Here is a 17,085-nt window from a genome sequence, read left to right on the forward strand (position 1 = left end):
CTCCGACAATTGTTCGGGATGCAACGCACCTCGCCCACCGGGGGCCGCCCAACGCTGGCCCAGTTTCTGATTGAGTCTCATCGCCAGGTTCCGGACGCCACTGGCGACTTTGACGGATTGGTGACGGACATTGCCCTCGCCTGCAAAGCCATCGCGGTGCAGGTGGCGCGCGGCGCCCTGGCGCAGCCGGCCGGCTTCGTGGAGACACTCAACGGGCAAGGCGACATCCAGCAAGCGTTGGATGTGGCGAGCAATGACCTCTTTCTGCAGGCGTGCGAATGGGGTGGCCACCTGGCGGGCATGGTCTCGGAAGAGCTCGATGCCCCCTACCCCATCCCCTCCGCCTATCCTCGCGGGAAGTATCTGCTGTGCTTTGATCCGCTCGATGGCTCATCGAACATCGACGTGAACATGAGCGTGGGCAGCATCTTTTCCGTACGCCGCGCCCCCCGTGGGGTGGAGGATCCCGTCGCGGAGGACTTCCTCCTGGCTGGCACAACCCAGGTGTGCGCGGGCTACGCACTCTACGGCCCGGCGGCCATGCTGGTGCTGACCGTCGGCCAAGGCACCCATGCCTTTACACTCGACCCGCAGCTGGGAGAGTGGGTGCTGTCACATCCGCACATTTCCATCCCGCCGGCCACGCAGGAGTTTGCCATCAATGCCTCCAACCAGCGTCACTGGGAGCCGGCCGTATCGCGCTATGTGCGGGAATGCCTGGACGGTGCCGCCGGGGTCCGGGGGGTGAATTTCAACATGCGATGGATCGCGTCGCTGGTGGCCGAAGCACACCGCATCCTCATGCGGGGTGGGGTCTTTCTGTATCCGCAGGACGCGCGGGAGGGGTATCAGAACGGCCGGTTGCGCCTGTTGTACGAAATTCACCCCATGGCCATGCTTATTGAGCAGGCGGGGGGCTGGGCCAGTGACGGACACGCCCGGGTACTCCCGGTGGCCCCCGAGTCGCTCCACGAGCGCCGGGCGTTCGTCTTTGGCGCCCGTGACGAGGTGGCCCGCATTGAGCGCTATCACCGGGATGGGGTCGGATACGCAACGTAAGCTCGCGACAACCGTAGTGGGATGCCGACCGTAATGCGCATCATGCCTGGGCAAGCATCTGCTGACTATCGTCTGGTGGGACTCGGCGGCGTCAGCAGGAGAATCCCCGCCTGAACGGTGAACAGACTTCGGCAACGTTACATTGCCGGGGTCTTTTCTTACCTATGAGGTCTTCATGCTTCGTGTATCGACTCTCAGCGTGGCTACGCTGATACTGGCCGGCGCCTGCACCCTGCAGCGCTCGGCGCCCTCCACGCCGGGATTCTCCCGTTCTTCGCAGCTCGCCTCCACAGGTGCAGGGATGAGCGCCGATGAGCATGTGGCCCACATGAGTAGCGCGGACATGGTGGCCCCCACGGCCACGATGACAGTGGCACAGCAGAATCCCACGTTGCCCGCCAGCAACAACGGCGCGGCAGAGCGGCTGAAGAACAGCCCGCGCCACGCCGAGTGGGTGAAGATCGCGTACGAGCCCGGCTCTGCCGATTCCCTCATGGCGTGGGTGGTGTACCCGTTCAGCAAGAATGCGCGGCAAAAGGCGCCGGTGGTGGTCGTCGTCCACGAGATCTTCGGGCTCTCCACCTGGGTGCGTGGTGTGGCCGATCAGGTGGCTGCCGACGGATTCATTGCGGTAGCGCCGGACTTTTTGTCGCGCGTTCGCGGTGGACCGAGCACGGTGGAAATGCCGGCCGCCACGGCACGTGGTCTCATCGCCGGCGTGAACACCGGAGAACGGAACACGATCATCAAGGCGGCGGCCAATTACGCGATGATGCTGCCCAGCGCGCAACAGAAGTATGCGGTGATCGGGTACTGCTGGGGTGGCACCACGACATGGGCGCACGGCGTGAACGGTGGCCTCAAGGGATTTGCCGGCGGCGTGGCATATTACGGTGCCCCGTATACCAAGGGCGGTACGCCGGCGACCGCCACGACGTCGGCCGTCCCGGCATCGGTTGACGCCGATTCCCTGGGAAAGATCTCTCAGCCCATGTTGATGCTGAACGGGACAGCGGACGCACGCATTGCCGCTCTGATGCCCGCGATCGACTCGGTAATGAAGGCGAAGGGCAAGACGTACACGGGCGTGAACTATGAGGGGGCGGTGCACGGCTTCCTGCGGGCGCAGAATGATCCGCGCGCCGAGAACCGCAATGCAGCAGAAGAAGCCGCAAACCTCGCCGCGACACAGGACGGCTGGCCGCGCACGATTGCCTTTCTCAAGCAGCGGTTGGGTGTGAAGTAACGTTAGCGCGGCGTTGCTGCAGCATCACTTCGGTGAGGACCTGCTGCAACGCCGCACCGGCTTCGGATGCGGGGAGAGACTGCAGGGAGTCATCAGGGCTTTCCAGATTGACGCCAGGCGCACGGTACAATCCCCACTGGGAGGCTTTCCCGGTGAGCAACATGTCTACAGTGGGGACTCCAAAGGCTGCCGCGGCGTGCGCCACACTGGTGTCGGGAGTAAACAGCACGTTGGCGCGCGACACGACCGCGAACGCGTCACGCAGGGAGTGTGTGGCGACGTACCGCCCCTGCGTGGTTGCCGCGAGAGACTCTCCCAACGCCCGATCGTGCGGCGCCGACATGATGCAGAGTTGCAGGTCGGGGGTCACCGTGCGCGCGGAGTTAATGACGGCGGCGTAGGAGGCGAGTGGCCACCGGCGCGACGTTTTGCCGGCCGAGATATTCACAAGCAACCGAAGCCGTGACTCGGTCGTCGCGGCGGACTCGCGGGCGGCGTTCCACACGCTCTCGGCCTGGGCACTCTCGTCATCCCGCAGCACCAGAACGGGGCGGGGATCCCGCAGCGCGGCATCGGTACGAAATGGTGCCACGAACAGCGCCAGATGATCAACGATGTGCGCCTCGAGCGGCAGCGAGGGCGTGGCCGGGGAAAAGATCTCGTCGATCCCCCGCCCCGACGTGCCCACACGGCGACGCGCGCCCGAAGCCAGCATGAGCATCAGCGTGGTCACCGAGGGTGCCGTGGGCATGCAATCCACGACAACGTCGTAATCTTTCGCCCGCATCTCCCTCACGATGCGCCACACGTGCGACCACCGTGAGCGGTCGAGCACCAGCACCTCGCGCACTTGCGGTTCGTGCGCCAGCACCGGCGCATTGGCAGGTGACGCCAGGACGTCCAGCACCACGCCGGGGGCACTGCCAATGGCACGCAGGACGCCCGTGGAGACGATCATGTCGCCGATGCGATCGGGGCGCAGAAACAGGACACGTTGCGGCCCGGGACGACGTGGCGTAGCTGGATACCGCGTTCGCAGCCGATCGCGACCGCGCAACAGCGCGGCGAAGAGGCGCACCATGCGCCGCCGCCACCAGAGCTCCAGTCGTCGGCCCACCCGTTGGTCAGCGGACATATTCAGCCTGCGCAGTCACTGAGGGTCGTTGGAGACCATCTATTCCTTCCCTGCGAAGGACACTGGGATTTTCGCAGAAATGGCACAACATTCATTTAACTTAACGTCGTTTTTCTAAATGCAACACCCACTGGCACAATAACAATCCGGAGGCACGTGGGGCGACTGCTGATGAGGAACCGGGCTCGCGCGCGTCGTCCCGCTAAGGTGCGGCCACCGCCGCAACCGACTTAGAGCTTGTGCGTCGACAGCAGCAGACTGGTTTCGGTATTGGCGACACCGCGCACCTTGCCGATCTGCCGGAGGACTTCGTCGAACTCCTGCAGGGTGTCCGTTGCGAGTTCGGCGACAATGTCCCAGCGCCCGTTGGTGGTGTGCAGGGCGCGCACCTCGGGGTAGCCGCGCAACGTGCGCAGCACCTGATCGGCGTCTCCTTCCGTGCGCACCATCGTGATGGCCCGAATGCGATGGGACGCTGCTTCCGGCGTGGTGCGCACGGTGAACCCCAGCAGGATGCGCTCCTCAAGCAGCTTGTCGATGCGGTTCTGCACCGTCCCGCGCGACACTTTGAGCTGCGTGGCGAGAGTGGAAATCGGTATGCGGGCGTTGGCGCGAAGCAGCGAAATGAGCTGGGTGTCGAGGGTGTCCATTGGCGTCTTTATTGAAACTGCAGAGATGACCTTACAAACTGTTCAGCAAAGATGAGCAGTTTGTACGACTGATTGCAATATTTGTGCATTTTTCTGTCTTGTTGCTGGCACAGGAAACGCGGCATTCTGTGTTCATGATGACTTCAGCCCTTAGTCGACCGCCGCACTCAGGCACGGTCCAGCTCATTGGGGTACCCCTCGACCTTGGCGCCAGTCGCCGCGGCGTCGACATGGGCCCCTCGGCGATGCGGGTCTCCAGCCTCGTGCGGCAGTTGGAGCGTTTGGGCATCGTGGTCCAGGACACGGGCAATGTGACCGTGCCCGACCGAAGCGCGCTGGACGACAGCCCCACCGCCTTTCTCGACGCCATTACCGGCGTCTGCGCAAACCTGGCCCAGCGAACGGCCGCCGCCGTTCGCAGTGGCGTGCGCCCGCTGGTCTTGGGGGGCGATCACTCGCTGGCCGCCGGCTCCGTCGCGGGCACGGCCACGGCACTGCACGAGCGCGGCCAGCGCACGGGACTCATCTGGCTCGACGCCCACGCCGACATCAACACACCGGTCACGAGCCTCAGTGGCAACGTGCACGGCATGCCGGTGGCGCACCTGCTGGGCTATGGCCATGCACCGCTGGCCGGTCTCAGTGCCGCTTCGCCGGCAGTGCTGCCCGAGCATCTGGTCTACGTGGGGCTGCGCGATCTTGACGACGCCGAAAAGGCATTCATACGCGAGCTCAAAATCACGGCCTTCACCATGCGCGACATCGATGAGCGCGGGCTGCGCGCCGTGATGAACGACGCCGTACGCATCGCCACCACCGGCACCGGTGGGGTGCACCTCTCCTGCGACGCCGACTGGATTGATCCGCAGGAAGCCCCCGGTGTGGGAACGCCGGTGCGCGGCGGCGCCACACTGCGCGAGGCGCATCTCGCCATGGAAATCATTCACGACACCGGCGCCCTGGTGGCGATGGATCTCGTGGAGATCAACCCGATTCTCGACTCCCGCAACGCGACGGCAGAACTCGCGGCGGAACTCATTGCCAGCGCCTTCGGGCGACACATTCTCTAGGATCTCCTCATGGCCACCGCTACGATGTCTCCCACCACGGATTTCATTGCACGCGAGGACGCGTGGGGCGCGCACAACTATCACCCGCTGGACCTTGTGATTGCCGAGGCCAAGGGGGCGTGGGTCACCGATGTGGAAGGGAATCGCTACCTCGATTGTCTCAGCGCCTACAGCGCGGTGAATCAGGGGCACTGCCATCCGCGGCTGTTGCGCACGCTCGTTGAACAGGCATCGCGTGTGACGCTCACCTCGCGTGCCTTCCGCAACGATCAGCTGGGCGGGTTCTGCGAGGACCTGGCACAGTTGTGTGGCATGGAGATGGTGCTCCCCATGAACACCGGCGCGGAAGCGGTGGAAACCGCCATCAAGGCCGCCCGTCGCTGGGGGTATCGCACCAAGGGCATTCCCGACGGCCAGGCGCAAATCATTGCCTTCGAGAACAACTTCCACGGGCGCACGACCACCATTGTGGGGTTCTCCAGTGAGCCGGCCTATCGGGCGCAGTTCGGGCCGTTCGCGCCGGGGTTCGTGCTGGTTCCGTTTGGTGATCTGGACGCGGTACGACGCGCGATGAACGCCAATACCTGCGCGGTGCTCATTGAGCCCATTCAATGCGAAGCGGGCGTGCTCATGCCGCCCGATGGCTTTCTGCCGGCACTCTCCGCACTGTGCGCCGAGCAGCAGGTGCTGCTCATGGCAGACGAAATCCAGACGGGACTCGGGCGCACGGGCACGCTCTTCGCCTGCGATCACGAGGGCGTTACCCCCGACGTCTATATCCTTGGCAAGGCGCTCAGCGGCGGCTTCTATCCCGTGTCGGCCGTGGTGTCGCGGCGCGAGGTGCTGGAGGTATTCGGCCCGGGGTCACATGGCAGCACGTTTGGTGGCAATCCACTCGGCTGCGCGGTGGCGCGAGAGGCCATGCGCGTGTTGCACGACGAGGCGCTGGTGGAACGCAGTGCTACCGAAGGGGCGTGGTTGCTGGAGCAGCTGCGAACGCTGCGTCATCCGGCCATCAAGGCGGTGCGTGGGCGAGGACTCATGTGTGCCATTGAACTGCACGAAGCGGCGCGCCCCTACTGTGAAGCGCTGCAGACACGCGGCGTCTTGTGCAAGGAGACGCACAGCACGGTGATACGCCTGTCACCACCGCTGGTGGTGGCGCACGACGATCTGGTGTGGGCGGTGGAGCAGCTGCGGGCGGTGTTCGACGAACAAGACCGTTAACAGAAAAGCTCTCCCGGAGGTCTCGGAGGGACGGAGGTCACGGAGAACAGCACATGCCGTCGCTGCTTGCCCCGTGACCTCCGTCCCTCCGTGTCTCCGTGAGAGCTGTTCATACCCACTCAGCCAGGCGCCGAAGCCTGGCCGGCCAAACACTTACCGATTCACAGAGTTATCCAGGAACGGGCGGTTGGTGGCCGTGGTTGACGTGACCGTCATATCACCACGCGCCGTAATCGTGTAGACGCGACCCGCAATGAATGACACGCCGGTGCGGGAAATGGCGTTCGTCGTTGCCCCGGCGGTACGGGCGAACAAATCGTACGCGCCTGCTGGCAGTGCCACGAATGCTCCGCCGGCCTTGTAGGCTACCGACGCACCCACCGTGACATCGGCTGTGGCCGTAGAGCTGCGCGCGGACAGCTGCATGGGCTGTGAGTTGGGGCTCGCGTTGACGAAGCGCACCAAGGCACTGGTGTAATCGAACGCCGTGGGGAAGGCATCTTCCACCACAAAGCCTTCCACCTGCTTCGTGGTGGTGTTGTAGAACCCGCTCAAATACACCGAGTAGGCCTTACCGGCCTCCAGCGTACCGGCGATGGTGGAGATGGGCAGGTCCTTGTCTACCGTAGCGGAGATTCGTCCGGAGAAGCTGGCCGCGCCGGCCGGCAGGTCCACGTACAGGTTGCCCGCCGCCACGGCGCCGTAGGCTACCCCCGTGGTCGCCTCGGCGGTGGTCGTGGAGGAAATGGCCGTGACCTTGGTGGTGCCGTTGTAAAAGTTCACCGGCGGCGCATTGATGCCGAAGTTGAAGAACTTCACCCGGGCACCGGTCGTGGGCTCGGTAATGCTGTCGATCTGCACGGCGTTCTTGTCACATCCCGCAAGGGCGACGAAGCCGAGCAGCATCGCAAAAGATCGGATGGTCTTCATCGCTGATTACGGTTGAGTGATCCAGAGCGGCTTCGTATGGAAATCGAGTTCAAGCCCGCCGATGACCTGGAGGGCGTCGCGATTCCACACGTATTCCGAGTTGAAACGGGCACGGATACGCTGCACGATCTTGCCATTGTTGTCGGGGAACAACACCGCCGGCGTGGAGAACCCGGGGTAGATCTGTGTACCCGTGACCGGATCGAGGCCGGTGTAATTGTAGCGACGCATATCCATCCACGTTTCCACGTGGCCCCAGGCCCACTGGGCGATGTACTTCTGCGACATGATCTGCGAAAGCGTCAGATTGCCGGCGGTAGGAATGATGCTCGCATTCGCCAGGAAGGCACTCTTTTCGGACGCACTGATGGCCGTCACCGCCTGCCCGTCGTCGGTATTGCGCGCGTTCACGAAATCGATGTGTGACGAGACCCCATTGGTATACGCGGCAAGTGCCAGGGCCCGGTTCCCGGCCTTGTACGCCGCCTCTGCCTTGATGAACTGCAGCTGCGAATACGTCATGATGGGGAAGCGGCTCTTGTCGGCAAACAGGTAGCGCGACGGGAGCCCGGCACCGGCGGTACCAACCGAACCGAAGAAGTTGTTGGGACGCTGCGTAAGGGGCAACGCCGTAACGCCGCTGTTCGGATCCCATCCGCGGTACACGCCATCAGGAGCGGGGGACAGCATCCGTGAAAGCCGCGGATCGACGACCCCGCCGAACGCCGTACCGTTGAGCAGCCCGAGGACGAACAACGTTTGACGGTAGCTGTTGATGTTGCCGCGGCGCGGCCCCCAGAAGTTACCGTCGGCATTGTCGGCGCTGGTGCCCGAATACGGCAGCAAGGCATCGTCGGCATTGCTCGTGAACGACTGGTCGATTGCCGCAATCACGTCCTGCGATTTGTACGAGGACTTGTTGCTGAAATGATTCAGCGCCATGCCCTTGAGGCCGTATGCGAACTTGAGCCACTTCGTGCGGTCTCCACCGTACACACGATCATAACGCGACAAGTACGCCTGGTTCACCGCCCCGTCAGTGCGCGACAGGTTGGCGATGGCCGAATCGAGCAGGCGGTTCACTTCCTGATAGGCGAACTCCTGCGTGTCGTAATTGAACGTGAACTTCGACTGATCAAACGCTTCCTTGATGATCAGCTCACCATGCACGTCGGTGACCTTGAGCCAGCCCCACGCCTTGATCACCTGCCCAATTCCGAGCAAGTCCCAGCGCTCTTCGGCGCCGGCAAGGCGGTTCATGTCGACGAGGTTCTGACCAATGCTCCAGTACACGTCACGCCAGAGCTGTCCGCCGTTATCGCTGGAGGGGTCGTAGCCCATGCGATCCCAGGTGCTGGGGAGCGTGGCGCCGGATGGCAGGGTCCAGTTCTGCGTGAAGCGGCCAATGAACCGGCCGTCGAACTGCTCAGACGTGGACACCCAGTGCAGGATCGGCGCGAGGTAGAGATTCGCCGAGACGGTTTGCGGCGCGTTCGGATTTTCGTTGACGTCCAGGAAGTTCTGACAGCTGGCCGTCACGGCAAGGGCGCCAACCAGCAGCGCGCCGCGGGCAATTTTCATGGTCGGAAGTGAAGGGCGCATGATCAGTACCCCAGCGTGATGCCGAACGAGAATCCGCGCGGCATGGGGAAGTTGCCGAAGTCGATGCCAACGGCACCCGAACCACCCACAGCGGCGGTGTTACCGTTCACAATGGGGTCGAGCCCGGAGTAGTTGGTGAAGAGCAGCAGGTCGGTGCCGCGTACGAACGCACTGGCCCGGCGGGCCTGCAGATACTTGCCCGGCAGCTCCATGCGCACCGTGATGTCACGCAGGCGCACCCAGTTGATGTTCTTCTCCACAAACAGCTCTTCGCTCATGGCGGTGTAGAAGCCCGGCTGCACCTGCGGAATGACCACGATGTTGTTCGGCGTGGGCGTGGCGCTATTCTGCTTGCCGTCACGCAGCACGCCGGGAATGATCCGTGGCGTTTCGCGATCCAGCGTCTGCATGGACAGGCCGCGCGCCGTGAGCAGGTGCTGCGTGGCGTTGAACACATCGCCGCCGCGGCGGAAGTCCCACAGCATGGAGATCGTGGCCTTCTTGTACTTGATGTTGTTCGTCACGCCCATCGTCCACAGCGGCTGTCGGTCGTAGCCCGCATCAATGAACGCCGTGCTGCGAATCGGGAGCCCCGTGGTGGGATCGATGAGCAGCTTGCCTTCGGTATTGCGCTGATAGAACAGGCCGGTCATGGAACGCGTGGACAGCCTGGGCGCGACCCCGTTGCGGATGTTGCCGTACAGCCATGTGTCCGACACATAGGACTCGGGGAGCGCGTTGGGCAGCGCCACTACGCGGCCCTTGGCCTGTTCGTAGTTGGCAATCACTTCCCACGAGAGGTTGTTCGTCCGCACGGGCATGGCCCGCGCGACCACTTCCACACCCGTGTTCTTGGTCCGCGCCCCGTTCAGGTTGAACAGAATGAAACCCGTGCCGTAGCTGCCACGAATGTCATTGACGATCTGGTCGCGCGTCTGCTTGCTGTAGTACGTCGCGTCGAGCCCGAGGCGATCGTCGAACATCGACATTTCAAAGCCCCCTTCGGCCGACTCGGCGAACTCCGGCTTGAGGCCAAGATTCGGACCGGTGAAGCCATAGCCATAGCCCCCGCCGGTGGTCGTCTTGGATTCGAGTGCCGGTCGGTAGGCGTACGGGCGAGCATCACGCCCCACCTGCGCCCAGCTGGAGCGCAGCTTGAGCGTCATGTGACGGCCGATGGCCGGCACGGCATCCGAAAGAATGAAGCTGCTCTGGACGGAGGGGTAGAAGAACGAGTTGCGTTCCACCGGAATCGTGGAGGTCCAGTCGTTGCGGCCGGTTACCGTGACGAACCACAGATCCTTGAACCCCACCTGCGCCTGCCCGAAGACACTCACGAGGCGACGCTGCGCGATCGTGGTGCGCGCAAAACGGGTGGCCACGTCGGTGTTGTTGATGGACACGAAGTTCGGGTCGAGCCAATTGCGGCCGCTTTCGGCGTTCACCGTGGACTTGGAATCGCTCAGCGCGTGGCCGAGCAGGCCGGAGAACGAGAAGTTCTTGCCGACATCCCGACGGTTGATGTTGAAGAGCGTCTGCGTGTTGATGTTCCGCGTCACGTCCACGGCGTTGTCCAGAATGCCGTTGTTGTTGAAGCCCACCGCGCTTTCCGGGTGGCGGACGATGAGGTTGGAATTGGTATAGTTGTCAACGCCGATGTTGGTCTTAATGTAGCCCCACGAAAACGGCGTGACGGTCAGACCGAGGTTCGGAAAGAAACGCGTGGTGCGTGCGTCAATCTTGTTGCGGCTGATGCTGAAATACGGGTTGTCCGTTTCGCTGTTCGCGGCCAACGTCGTGATCCGGCGCCGCGTGCCGGCCGGCGACAGGAAGTCGGAGGCATCATCCGTCTGCGGCCAGAGCAGCAGCCCCAGCAGCGGACCATTGCCTCCCTTTTCCGGCTGATTGTTCTCCGACTGCATATACAGCATGGAGAGATCGGCCTTGAGGTACTTGTTCACCTGAGCCTGGGAGGCACCGGTGAGGTTTATACGCGTGAGATCCGACCCGGGGATCACACCATTATTGCGGTTGAGATTGCCCGAAATGCGGTAGTTGACGCGATTGTCAGGCGATGCACCGCTGAACGTGAGCACATGTTGCTGCGAGATCGCGGTGCGGAAGAATCCGTCCACGTTGTCGAAGAACTGGGTACCGGCTGCATAGGGCGCGCCGAAGTACTGGAAGGACCCCAGCGTGCCACCGGTGTTGGTGGTCGGCCCGTAGATCTGCTGAATTTCGGGCTGCGCGCGCGTGGCATCCATGCGCACCCAGTTGCTGTACTCGAAGCCCCCGGTGCCGGCCTTGCCCCGCCTGGTGGTAATCACGATCGCGCCGTTGGCGGCGTCGATGCCGTACAGAGCGGCGGCTTCCGGGCCCTTCAGCACCACGAGGCTTTCAATATCCTCAGGATTGATGTCGGCGGCGCGGTTGGTAAAGTCTACGCCACGATTGCTGAAGGCGGTCGCCGATCCCGGCGCATCAGAGGCCAGTACGCCCGTGTTGAGCGTCTTGTTGTCGAGCGGCAAGCCGTCGACAATCATGAGCGGCTGGTTGCTGCCGCTGATGGAGCTCACACCGCGAATGGTGATGCTGGACGAGGAGCCGGGCACGCCGGAGCTGCTGGTCACATCGACACCTGCCACACGACCAGCCAGGGCGTTGATGAAGTTTTCGCGACCGGTCTGGGCGATTTCCGGCCCGCTCACGGTTTGCTGGGCGCTACCGAGGCTTCGCTTGGTGGCCGTCTGGCCAAGGGCCGTCACCACCATGGCATCGAGGTTGGCGGCGTTCTTTTCCAGTTCGATGTTGATCGTCGCCGCCGTGCCCACCAACCGTTCCTGCGGCACGTAGCCGATGAGACGGAACTGGAGCGTCTGCCCCTGGGTGACGGTAATGGAATAGGTACCGCGTGTGTTGGTCTGCGTGATCTGGCTGGTTCCCTTCACCACGACGGAAACGCCGGAGAGAGGGACAGAGCCATCGCGCGTCACAGTGCCGGTCACGGTCCGCTGCTGCGCGTCAAGACTGGACGCAGCAAGGAAGGTGGCCAGCAACACCGCGTGGATGCGAGTGTGCATGTGGCTGGGGCGTAAGGGTGGGTAGATGGCCAACCTTACTACTTAACCGCGCGGCGCGCTACTCTTATCCCAGCGCCGTGCCTCCCGTCCCACGGAGGCAATCACACCCCCAGATGACACAACCCGCCGCTGCCGCGATGTCTTCGCTTCCCCTCCCCGCCCTTCCTCCGCGCCTGCCCTCCCGCGTGCTTGTCACCGGTGGTGCCGGCTTCATTGGCAGTGCCCTCGTCTGGGCACTGAACCAGCTGGGCGTGGAACGCATTGTGGTCACCGACCGCCTTGGCCGGGACGAAAAGTGGCGCAACCTCGTGCCGCTACGGTTCGAAGATTACCTCGAGGCGGACGACCTCATGGCCCCACTCACCAGCGGCGCGCTGGGGCATTTTGACCTCGTGCTGCATCTGGGAGCCTGCTCGGCGACCACCGAGTTGGACGCGACCTATCTCGCGCAGAACAACTTCGCCTACACCAAGCATCTGGCGCACTGGGCGCTGGGGCATGAGGTGCGGTTTGTCTATGCGTCCAGCGCCGCCACGTACGGCGACGGGGCGCTGGGAATGGACGACCGCGACAACAGCACGGCCGGCTTGTCCCGTCTGCGGCCGCTCAATGCCTACGGGTATTCCAAGCACCTGTTCGACCAGTATGCGGCGGGCATGGGCGTGCTGCCCAACGTCGTGGGGCTCAAGTACTTCAACGTGTACGGCCCCAACGAAGCGCATAAGGCAGACATGCGCTCTCTGGTGCACAAGGCGTTCGGGCAAATCGAGGAGACCGGGCGCGTCAAGCTGTTCAAGTCGCACCGCCCGGATTTCCGCGACGGGGAGCAGCGCCGCGACTTCCTGTATATCAAAGATGCCATCGCAATGACGTTGCACCTCGCCATGTCGCCGGAGGCCGGTGGGCTGTACAACATTGGCAGCGGTGAGGCACACACCTGGCTGGAGCTCACGGGGGCGCTCTTTACCGCCCTGGGCAAGGCGCCAGTGATTGACTTCATCGAGATGCCGGAGAGCATTCGCGCCAAATACCAGTACCACACGCAGGCGGAGATCGCCAAGCTGCGGGCCACCGGATACACCGCGGCTGTCACGCCGCTGGCCGATGCAGTCCGCGATTACGTGCAGGGGTATCTCGTAGGGGATCACCGCCTGGGTGATTGAGCGGTCGTTGAACGGCAGAGCGTTCGGGCCGATACATTCCGGCGTGCTCCGCCACCTTTTCCTCGCGTGCGCCCTGCTGCTGGCTGCCTGCGCCTCTCCCTCGTCGGCGCCGTCCACCGTACTGCGGTGGGGCGGCGACGCCGAGGGCGGGGCGCCTTTTGTGGAGGCCGACCCCGCAGACCCGGCGCGTGTGCGCGGCTTCGACGTGGAGATCGTCGAGCAGCTGGCCCGGGGGCTGGGGCGGACGCCGCAGTTTGTGCAGGTGGCATGGGCCAACATTGAACAGTCGGTGGAGCGCGGGGACTTTGCGCTGGGACTGTCGGGGCTCGAAGACCGTCCAGAGCTGCGCGAGCGCTACGCGGTCAGTCTGCCCTATTTCGAGTTCCGCGAGGTGCTGGCGGTGCGGCCGGCAGACACGACCCGCTATCACACGCTGGGCGATCTGGCCGGCAAACGGGTGGCGACGCTGGGCGCCACGCAGGCGTATCGACTGCTGCTCGACGCGCAGCGCGCCGACGGGGTGGTGCCCGTGTCGTACGACGACGATGTGCACCCGTATACGGACCTCCTCGAGGGACGCGTGGACGCGGTGCTGTTGGATCATGTGATTGCTGAACGGGCGCTCAAACGGACCCCGGGCTTTGTGATTCAGCCGGGAACGATTGCCGTTGGCCACTACGTCGCTGTATTCGCCAAGCGGAATACAGCGCTCCGCGATTCCGCCGATGCCATTTTGCGGGCGGGGCTCCGCGACGGGACGCTGGCGGCAATGTTCCGGCGGTGGGGGGTGTGGGATGCTCAGCAGGCCGCCTACCAGCAGCGTTTGTTGTCGGACAGTGCGGGAGTAGCCCGGGGACGGCCGGTGGTGGCGGGTGCGACAACCGTCTTCTCCTATCTGCCCGCGCTGACTCGCGCAGCGGGCATTACCCTCGGCATTTCGTTCGCGGCCATGCTGCTGGCCGTGTTGCTGGGCGTCGGCATTGCGGCCGGACGCGTGTACGGGAATGCGGCCACCCGGATGCTGCTGAGCGGCTACGTGGAAGTGGTGCGCGGCACGCCGGTGCTGCTGCAGCTGTTCGTGCTGTACTACGGACTGAGCGCCTTTATAGCCCTGCCGGCGCTGCTGGCCGCGATCATTGGATTGGGGCTCAACTACGCGGCGTACGAGTCGGAGATCTATCGCAGTGCCCTGCTGGCCATTCCGCGGGCGCAGCTGGAGGCTGGGCGCACCCTGGGGTTATCGGAGTGGCAAATCTTCCGGCTGATTCGCGCCCCGCAAGCGCTGCGGCTCGCGCTGGCGCCCATGACCAATGATTTTGTGGCGCTGCTGAAGGACTCGTCGCTGGTGAGTGTGATTACGGTGGTGGAGCTCACCAAGCAGACGGCGATTTACGCCACCAACATTGGCAGCTGGTTTGTGCCGGGGCTGCTGTGCGCGGCCATGTATCTCGCCATGTCGCTGCCCCTGTCGCGGATGGCGCGCGCCCTGGAAGCGCGCTGGAGTGTGCGCTGATGACGCCGGTGTCCCGTTCCGTGCTGACCATTGAAGGGCTGCGTCTGACGCGCACGCACGACGGCATAGCCCGTGATGTGCTGCAGGAGGTGTCGCTGTCGCTGCAAGCGGGTGAGATTTGCGCGCTGATGGGCGTCTCCGGGGCGGGCAAGAGCACGGTCCTGCGAGCCGCCGTGGCGCTCGAGCCTTTCCAGGCAGGGCGCATTGTGATTGATGGGGTGGCGCTCACGCCGGGGCCGGTACCGCAGGAGTCGGCGCTCCGCAATTTCCGCCGCAAGGTGGGCATGGTGTTTCAGCAGCACGCCCTGTTTACGCATCTCACGGTGCAGCAGAACGTGGCGCTGGCGCCGCGTCATGCCCTGGCTCAATCGCCAGCACAGGCGGCAGAGGTCGCCATGGCCTTGCTGGACTCGCTGGGCGTGGTGCACCGCGCGCAGGCGTATCCGTCGCAGATCTCCGGTGGCGAAGCGCAGCGGGTGGCCATTGCGCGGGCGTTGGCGCTCGACCCGCCCGTGTTGCTCATGGACGAACCCACCGCCGCCCTCGATCCCGCGCGTCGCGGCGCACTCGCGGACACACTGCGGGCGCTCGCCGCGCAAGGGCGCAGTCTGCTGATCACCACCCACGACCTCGCGTTTGCGCGCGCCGTTGCCGACACCGCAGCCGTGCTAGCAGACGGAGTGGTCGTGGAGCGGGGGGCTGTTACCCAAGTCCTCGACACGCCAAGGCACGAGGAGACGCGCAAGCTCATGGCGGTAGACGCGCAGTAGACGCGCGTAAAAGCGTTATGGGTTATGAGTCATCGGGTTACCGAGTAACTGCGGGAACTGCGGTTACCGCGTTAACTCGGTAACCTGATAACTCGTAACCCATGACGCAGTTACCGTATCAACTGCGTCGCCCACGTGTATACGCCCGCGTACTGCCGGGCGGCCGTGGTCCACGAGTGGTCCTCTCTCATGCCGCGTTCCCGCACGACCGCCCATGAGGCGGGGTCACGGTAGCATTGCAGCGCGCGCCAGATGGCGTCGCCGAAGTCCTTGGGGTCGTAGCGGTGAAAGACAAACCCGTTGCCCTCCAGCCCTTCGCGTACCGTGTCCACGAGCCCACCGGTGGCGCGCACAATGGGGACGGTGCCGTAGCGCAAGGCAATGAGTTGCCCCAGCCCGCACGGCTCGAAGCGTGAAGGCATGAGAAACGCATCGCTGCCGGCGTAGATCTGCTGCGCCAGCGCCGCGTCGAAGCCAATGCGCACCGCCACCCGGTCACCATGCTGCTCACCGTGCCGCAGGAAGGCCTCCTGCAGATACGGCTGCCCGGAGCCCAGTACCACCAGCTGCGCGTCCGTCTCGCGCAGCAGCCACGGCAGGATCTTGTGCAGCAGATCGAGCCCCTTCTGCTCCACCAGGCGGGACACGATCCCGAGCACGGGGCGCTGCGGGTCGACCGCCAGCCCGCACCGCTGCTGCAGCGCGGCTTTGCACGCCGCCTTGCCCGCCATGTCGCCAGCCCCGTAGGGGGCCGCCAGCTGTCTGTCCGTCTGCGGGTCGAACACCGTGGTATCGATGCCGTTCAAAATTCCCACCACACGATCCTGCTTGCTGCGCAGCAGCCCGTCCAGCCGTTCACCGTACTCGGTGGTGAGAATTTCCCGGGCGTAGGTCGGACTCACGGTGCTCACCACGTCGGCGTACAAAATGCCGCGCGCCATGATGTTGAACGAATTGGCGATCCCCGGCCCCATCCCGTTTTCCACCAGCCCGCCCTCGGCGAGACCGGCCAGCTGCGCCACGTCCGGATGGACCTGTCCCTGATAGGCCAGGTTGTGGATGGTGAACACCGTGGCGATGTGGCCGAAGGTGTAGGCGTAGTAACTCTTGAGGTAGTTGATCACCAGCGCCGCGTGCCAGTCGTGACAGTGCACCACATCGGGCTGCCAGCCGTCCACCTCGCGCAGGTGCTGCAGACAATCCATGACGCCGCGGGCAAAGAGGATGAAGCGCCGGGCATCGTCGGGCTCGCCATACACCGCGGCCCGTTCAAAGGCGGCGGGAATGTCGAGGAAATAGACTGGGGTCTCGCTCCCCGTGGCCCGCCAGATGCGCTGTTCCTCGGCGCGCACCCCCACCGGCAGGAACGACGCCCCTATGGGCCCCGCCATGGGAACGCCCTGTTCCCGGAGGGAGCGGTAGCGCGGCATCACCACGCGCACGTCATGACCGGCCGCCCGGAGGGCCGCCGGCAGGGCGCCGGCCACATCGGCCAGACCGCCAGTCTTTACAAACGGGGCCACTTCGGCCGCCACAAAGAGAACGTTCATCCCCCTACCTTACGCGAAGCACGCGCGTGACGCAAAATGTCGCGGAGCCTGGTTGCTCCCCACCCCTGCCCTCAGAGTTGGAGAAGGATC

At 64.2% G+C, this 17,085-nt stretch carries 13 protein-coding genes; 7 read left to right on the forward strand and 6 right to left on the reverse strand.

The annotated features are described in order from the left end of the window. The first annotated feature begins 18 nt into the window (after positions 1-18). Both GEMMAAP_RS16495 and GEMMAAP_RS16500 read left to right on the forward strand, forming a co-directional pair. The gene (locus GEMMAAP_RS16495; RefSeq protein ID WP_053333611.1) at positions 19-1,059 is read left to right on the forward strand and encodes a class 1 fructose-bisphosphatase; all 1,041 of its coding nucleotides are present in this window, start codon (positions 19-21) and stop codon (positions 1,057-1,059) included. A gap of 199 nt (positions 1,060-1,258) precedes the next feature. Continuing rightward, on the forward strand, positions 1,259-2,305 hold the full coding sequence (locus tag GEMMAAP_RS16500; protein ID WP_158514903.1) for a dienelactone hydrolase family protein: 1,047 nt from the start codon (positions 1,259-1,261) through the stop codon (positions 2,303-2,305). Here GEMMAAP_RS16500 and GEMMAAP_RS16505 read toward each other — a convergent pair. Continuing rightward, positions 2,280-3,440 (reverse strand): glycosyltransferase family 9 protein, encoded by a 1,161-nt coding sequence (locus tag GEMMAAP_RS16505; protein WP_026848324.1) that lies wholly within the window; start codon positions 3,438-3,440, stop codon positions 2,280-2,282. The two genes, GEMMAAP_RS16500 and GEMMAAP_RS16505, sit on opposite strands and share 26 nt — an antisense overlap. 230 nt (positions 3,441-3,670) lie before the next feature. Continuing rightward, a complete protein-coding gene (locus GEMMAAP_RS16510) occupies positions 3,671-4,090 on the reverse strand; it encodes an Lrp/AsnC family transcriptional regulator (protein WP_026848323.1) in 420 nt (139 codons plus the stop codon). A 134-nt stretch (positions 4,091-4,224) separates the two neighbouring features. Between GEMMAAP_RS16510 and rocF the strand changes: the two genes are divergently transcribed. Beyond that, positions 4,225-5,160, forward strand: coding sequence for an arginase (gene rocF, locus GEMMAAP_RS16515; RefSeq protein ID WP_238588154.1), 936 nt, complete (start codon positions 4,225-4,227; stop codon positions 5,158-5,160). Between the two features lie 9 nt (positions 5,161-5,169). Continuing rightward, positions 5,170-6,387, forward strand: a complete 1,218-nt coding sequence (gene rocD / locus GEMMAAP_RS16520; RefSeq protein WP_026848321.1) for an ornithine--oxo-acid transaminase — start codon at positions 5,170-5,172, stop codon at positions 6,385-6,387. Positions 6,388-6,540: 153 nt separating this feature from the next. On the opposite strand, the gene GEMMAAP_RS16525 is transcribed toward rocD, so the two are convergent. From GEMMAAP_RS16525 to GEMMAAP_RS16535, 3 genes are read right to left on the reverse strand one after another with little or no spacing between them, the layout of a single operon-like run. Further along, positions 6,541-7,317 (reverse strand): DUF4397 domain-containing protein, encoded by a 777-nt coding sequence (locus tag GEMMAAP_RS16525; RefSeq protein ID WP_053333610.1) that lies wholly within the window; start codon positions 7,315-7,317, stop codon positions 6,541-6,543. Between the two features lie 6 nt (positions 7,318-7,323). Continuing rightward, on the reverse strand, positions 7,324-8,898 hold the full coding sequence (locus GEMMAAP_RS16530; RefSeq protein ID WP_026848320.1) for a RagB/SusD family nutrient uptake outer membrane protein: 1,575 nt from the start codon (positions 8,896-8,898) through the stop codon (positions 7,324-7,326). 23 nt (positions 8,899-8,921) lie between these two features. Then, entirely contained in the window at positions 8,922-11,999 is a 3,078-nt protein-coding gene (locus tag GEMMAAP_RS16535; protein WP_026848319.1) for a SusC/RagA family TonB-linked outer membrane protein, read from the reverse strand. A 137-nt stretch (positions 12,000-12,136) separates the two neighbouring features. On the opposite strand from GEMMAAP_RS16535, the gene rfaD reads away from it, so the two are divergent. Genes rfaD through GEMMAAP_RS16550 form a run of 3 tightly spaced genes read left to right on the forward strand, consistent with a single transcriptional unit; the run spans position 12,137 to position 15,445 of the window. After that, positions 12,137-13,162, forward strand: coding sequence for an ADP-glyceromanno-heptose 6-epimerase (gene rfaD / locus GEMMAAP_RS16540; protein ID WP_053333609.1), 1,026 nt, complete (start codon positions 12,137-12,139; stop codon positions 13,160-13,162). A gap of 43 nt (positions 13,163-13,205) precedes the next feature. Next, positions 13,206-14,675 carry an ABC transporter permease subunit gene (locus GEMMAAP_RS16545; RefSeq protein WP_053333608.1) on the forward strand — a complete coding sequence of 490 codons (1,470 nt, stop codon included), beginning with the start codon at positions 13,206-13,208 and terminating at the stop codon, positions 14,673-14,675. Then, entirely contained in the window at positions 14,675-15,445 is a 771-nt protein-coding gene (locus GEMMAAP_RS16550; RefSeq protein WP_053333607.1) for an amino acid ABC transporter ATP-binding protein, read from the forward strand. Before GEMMAAP_RS16545 ends, GEMMAAP_RS16550 begins: the two co-directional genes overlap by 1 nt. Before the next feature lie 110 nt (positions 15,446-15,555). Here the strand turns inward: GEMMAAP_RS16550 and glgA are convergent, their stop codons facing one another. Further along, complete coding sequence (glgA, locus tag GEMMAAP_RS16555; RefSeq protein ID WP_026848316.1) at positions 15,556-16,995, reverse strand: glycogen synthase GlgA; 1,440 nt, start codon at positions 16,993-16,995, stop codon at positions 15,556-15,558. Positions 16,996-17,085 lie beyond the last annotated feature (90 nt).

The sequence above is a fragment of the Gemmatimonas phototrophica genome (assembly GCF_000695095.2).
Taxonomy (GTDB): domain Bacteria; phylum Gemmatimonadota; class Gemmatimonadetes; order Gemmatimonadales; family Gemmatimonadaceae; genus Gemmatimonas; species Gemmatimonas phototrophica.

Bases quoted from the DNA above. Each gene is read 5' to 3' on its own strand.
- GEMMAAP_RS16495 (WP_053333611.1), top strand. From the start codon at position 19: ATGCAACGCACCTCGCCCACCGGGGGCCGCCCAACGCTGGCCCAGTTT.
- GEMMAAP_RS16505 (WP_026848324.1), bottom strand. From the start codon at position 3,440: ATGTCCGCTGACCAACGGGTGGGCCGACGACTGGAGCTCTGGTGGCGG.
- GEMMAAP_RS16510 (WP_026848323.1), bottom strand. From the start codon at position 4,090: ATGGACACCCTCGACACCCAGCTCATTTCGCTGCTTCGCGCCAACGCC.
- rocF (WP_238588154.1), top strand. From the start codon at position 4,225: ATGATGACTTCAGCCCTTAGTCGACCGCCGCACTCAGGCACGGTCCAG.
- rocD (WP_026848321.1), top strand. From the start codon at position 5,170: ATGGCCACCGCTACGATGTCTCCCACCACGGATTTCATTGCACGCGAG.
- GEMMAAP_RS16525 (WP_053333610.1), bottom strand. From the start codon at position 7,317: ATGAAGACCATCCGATCTTTTGCGATGCTGCTCGGCTTCGTCGCCCTT.
- GEMMAAP_RS16530 (WP_026848320.1), bottom strand. From the start codon at position 8,898: ATGAAAATTGCCCGCGGCGCGCTGCTGGTTGGCGCCCTTGCCGTGACG.
- GEMMAAP_RS16535 (WP_026848319.1), bottom strand. From the start codon at position 11,999: ATGCACACTCGCATCCACGCGGTGTTGCTGGCCACCTTCCTTGCTGCG.
- rfaD (WP_053333609.1), top strand. From the start codon at position 12,137: ATGTCTTCGCTTCCCCTCCCCGCCCTTCCTCCGCGCCTGCCCTCCCGC.
- GEMMAAP_RS16550 (WP_053333607.1), top strand. From the start codon at position 14,675: ATGACGCCGGTGTCCCGTTCCGTGCTGACCATTGAAGGGCTGCGTCTG.
- glgA (WP_026848316.1), bottom strand. From the start codon at position 16,995: ATGAACGTTCTCTTTGTGGCGGCCGAAGTGGCCCCGTTTGTAAAGACT.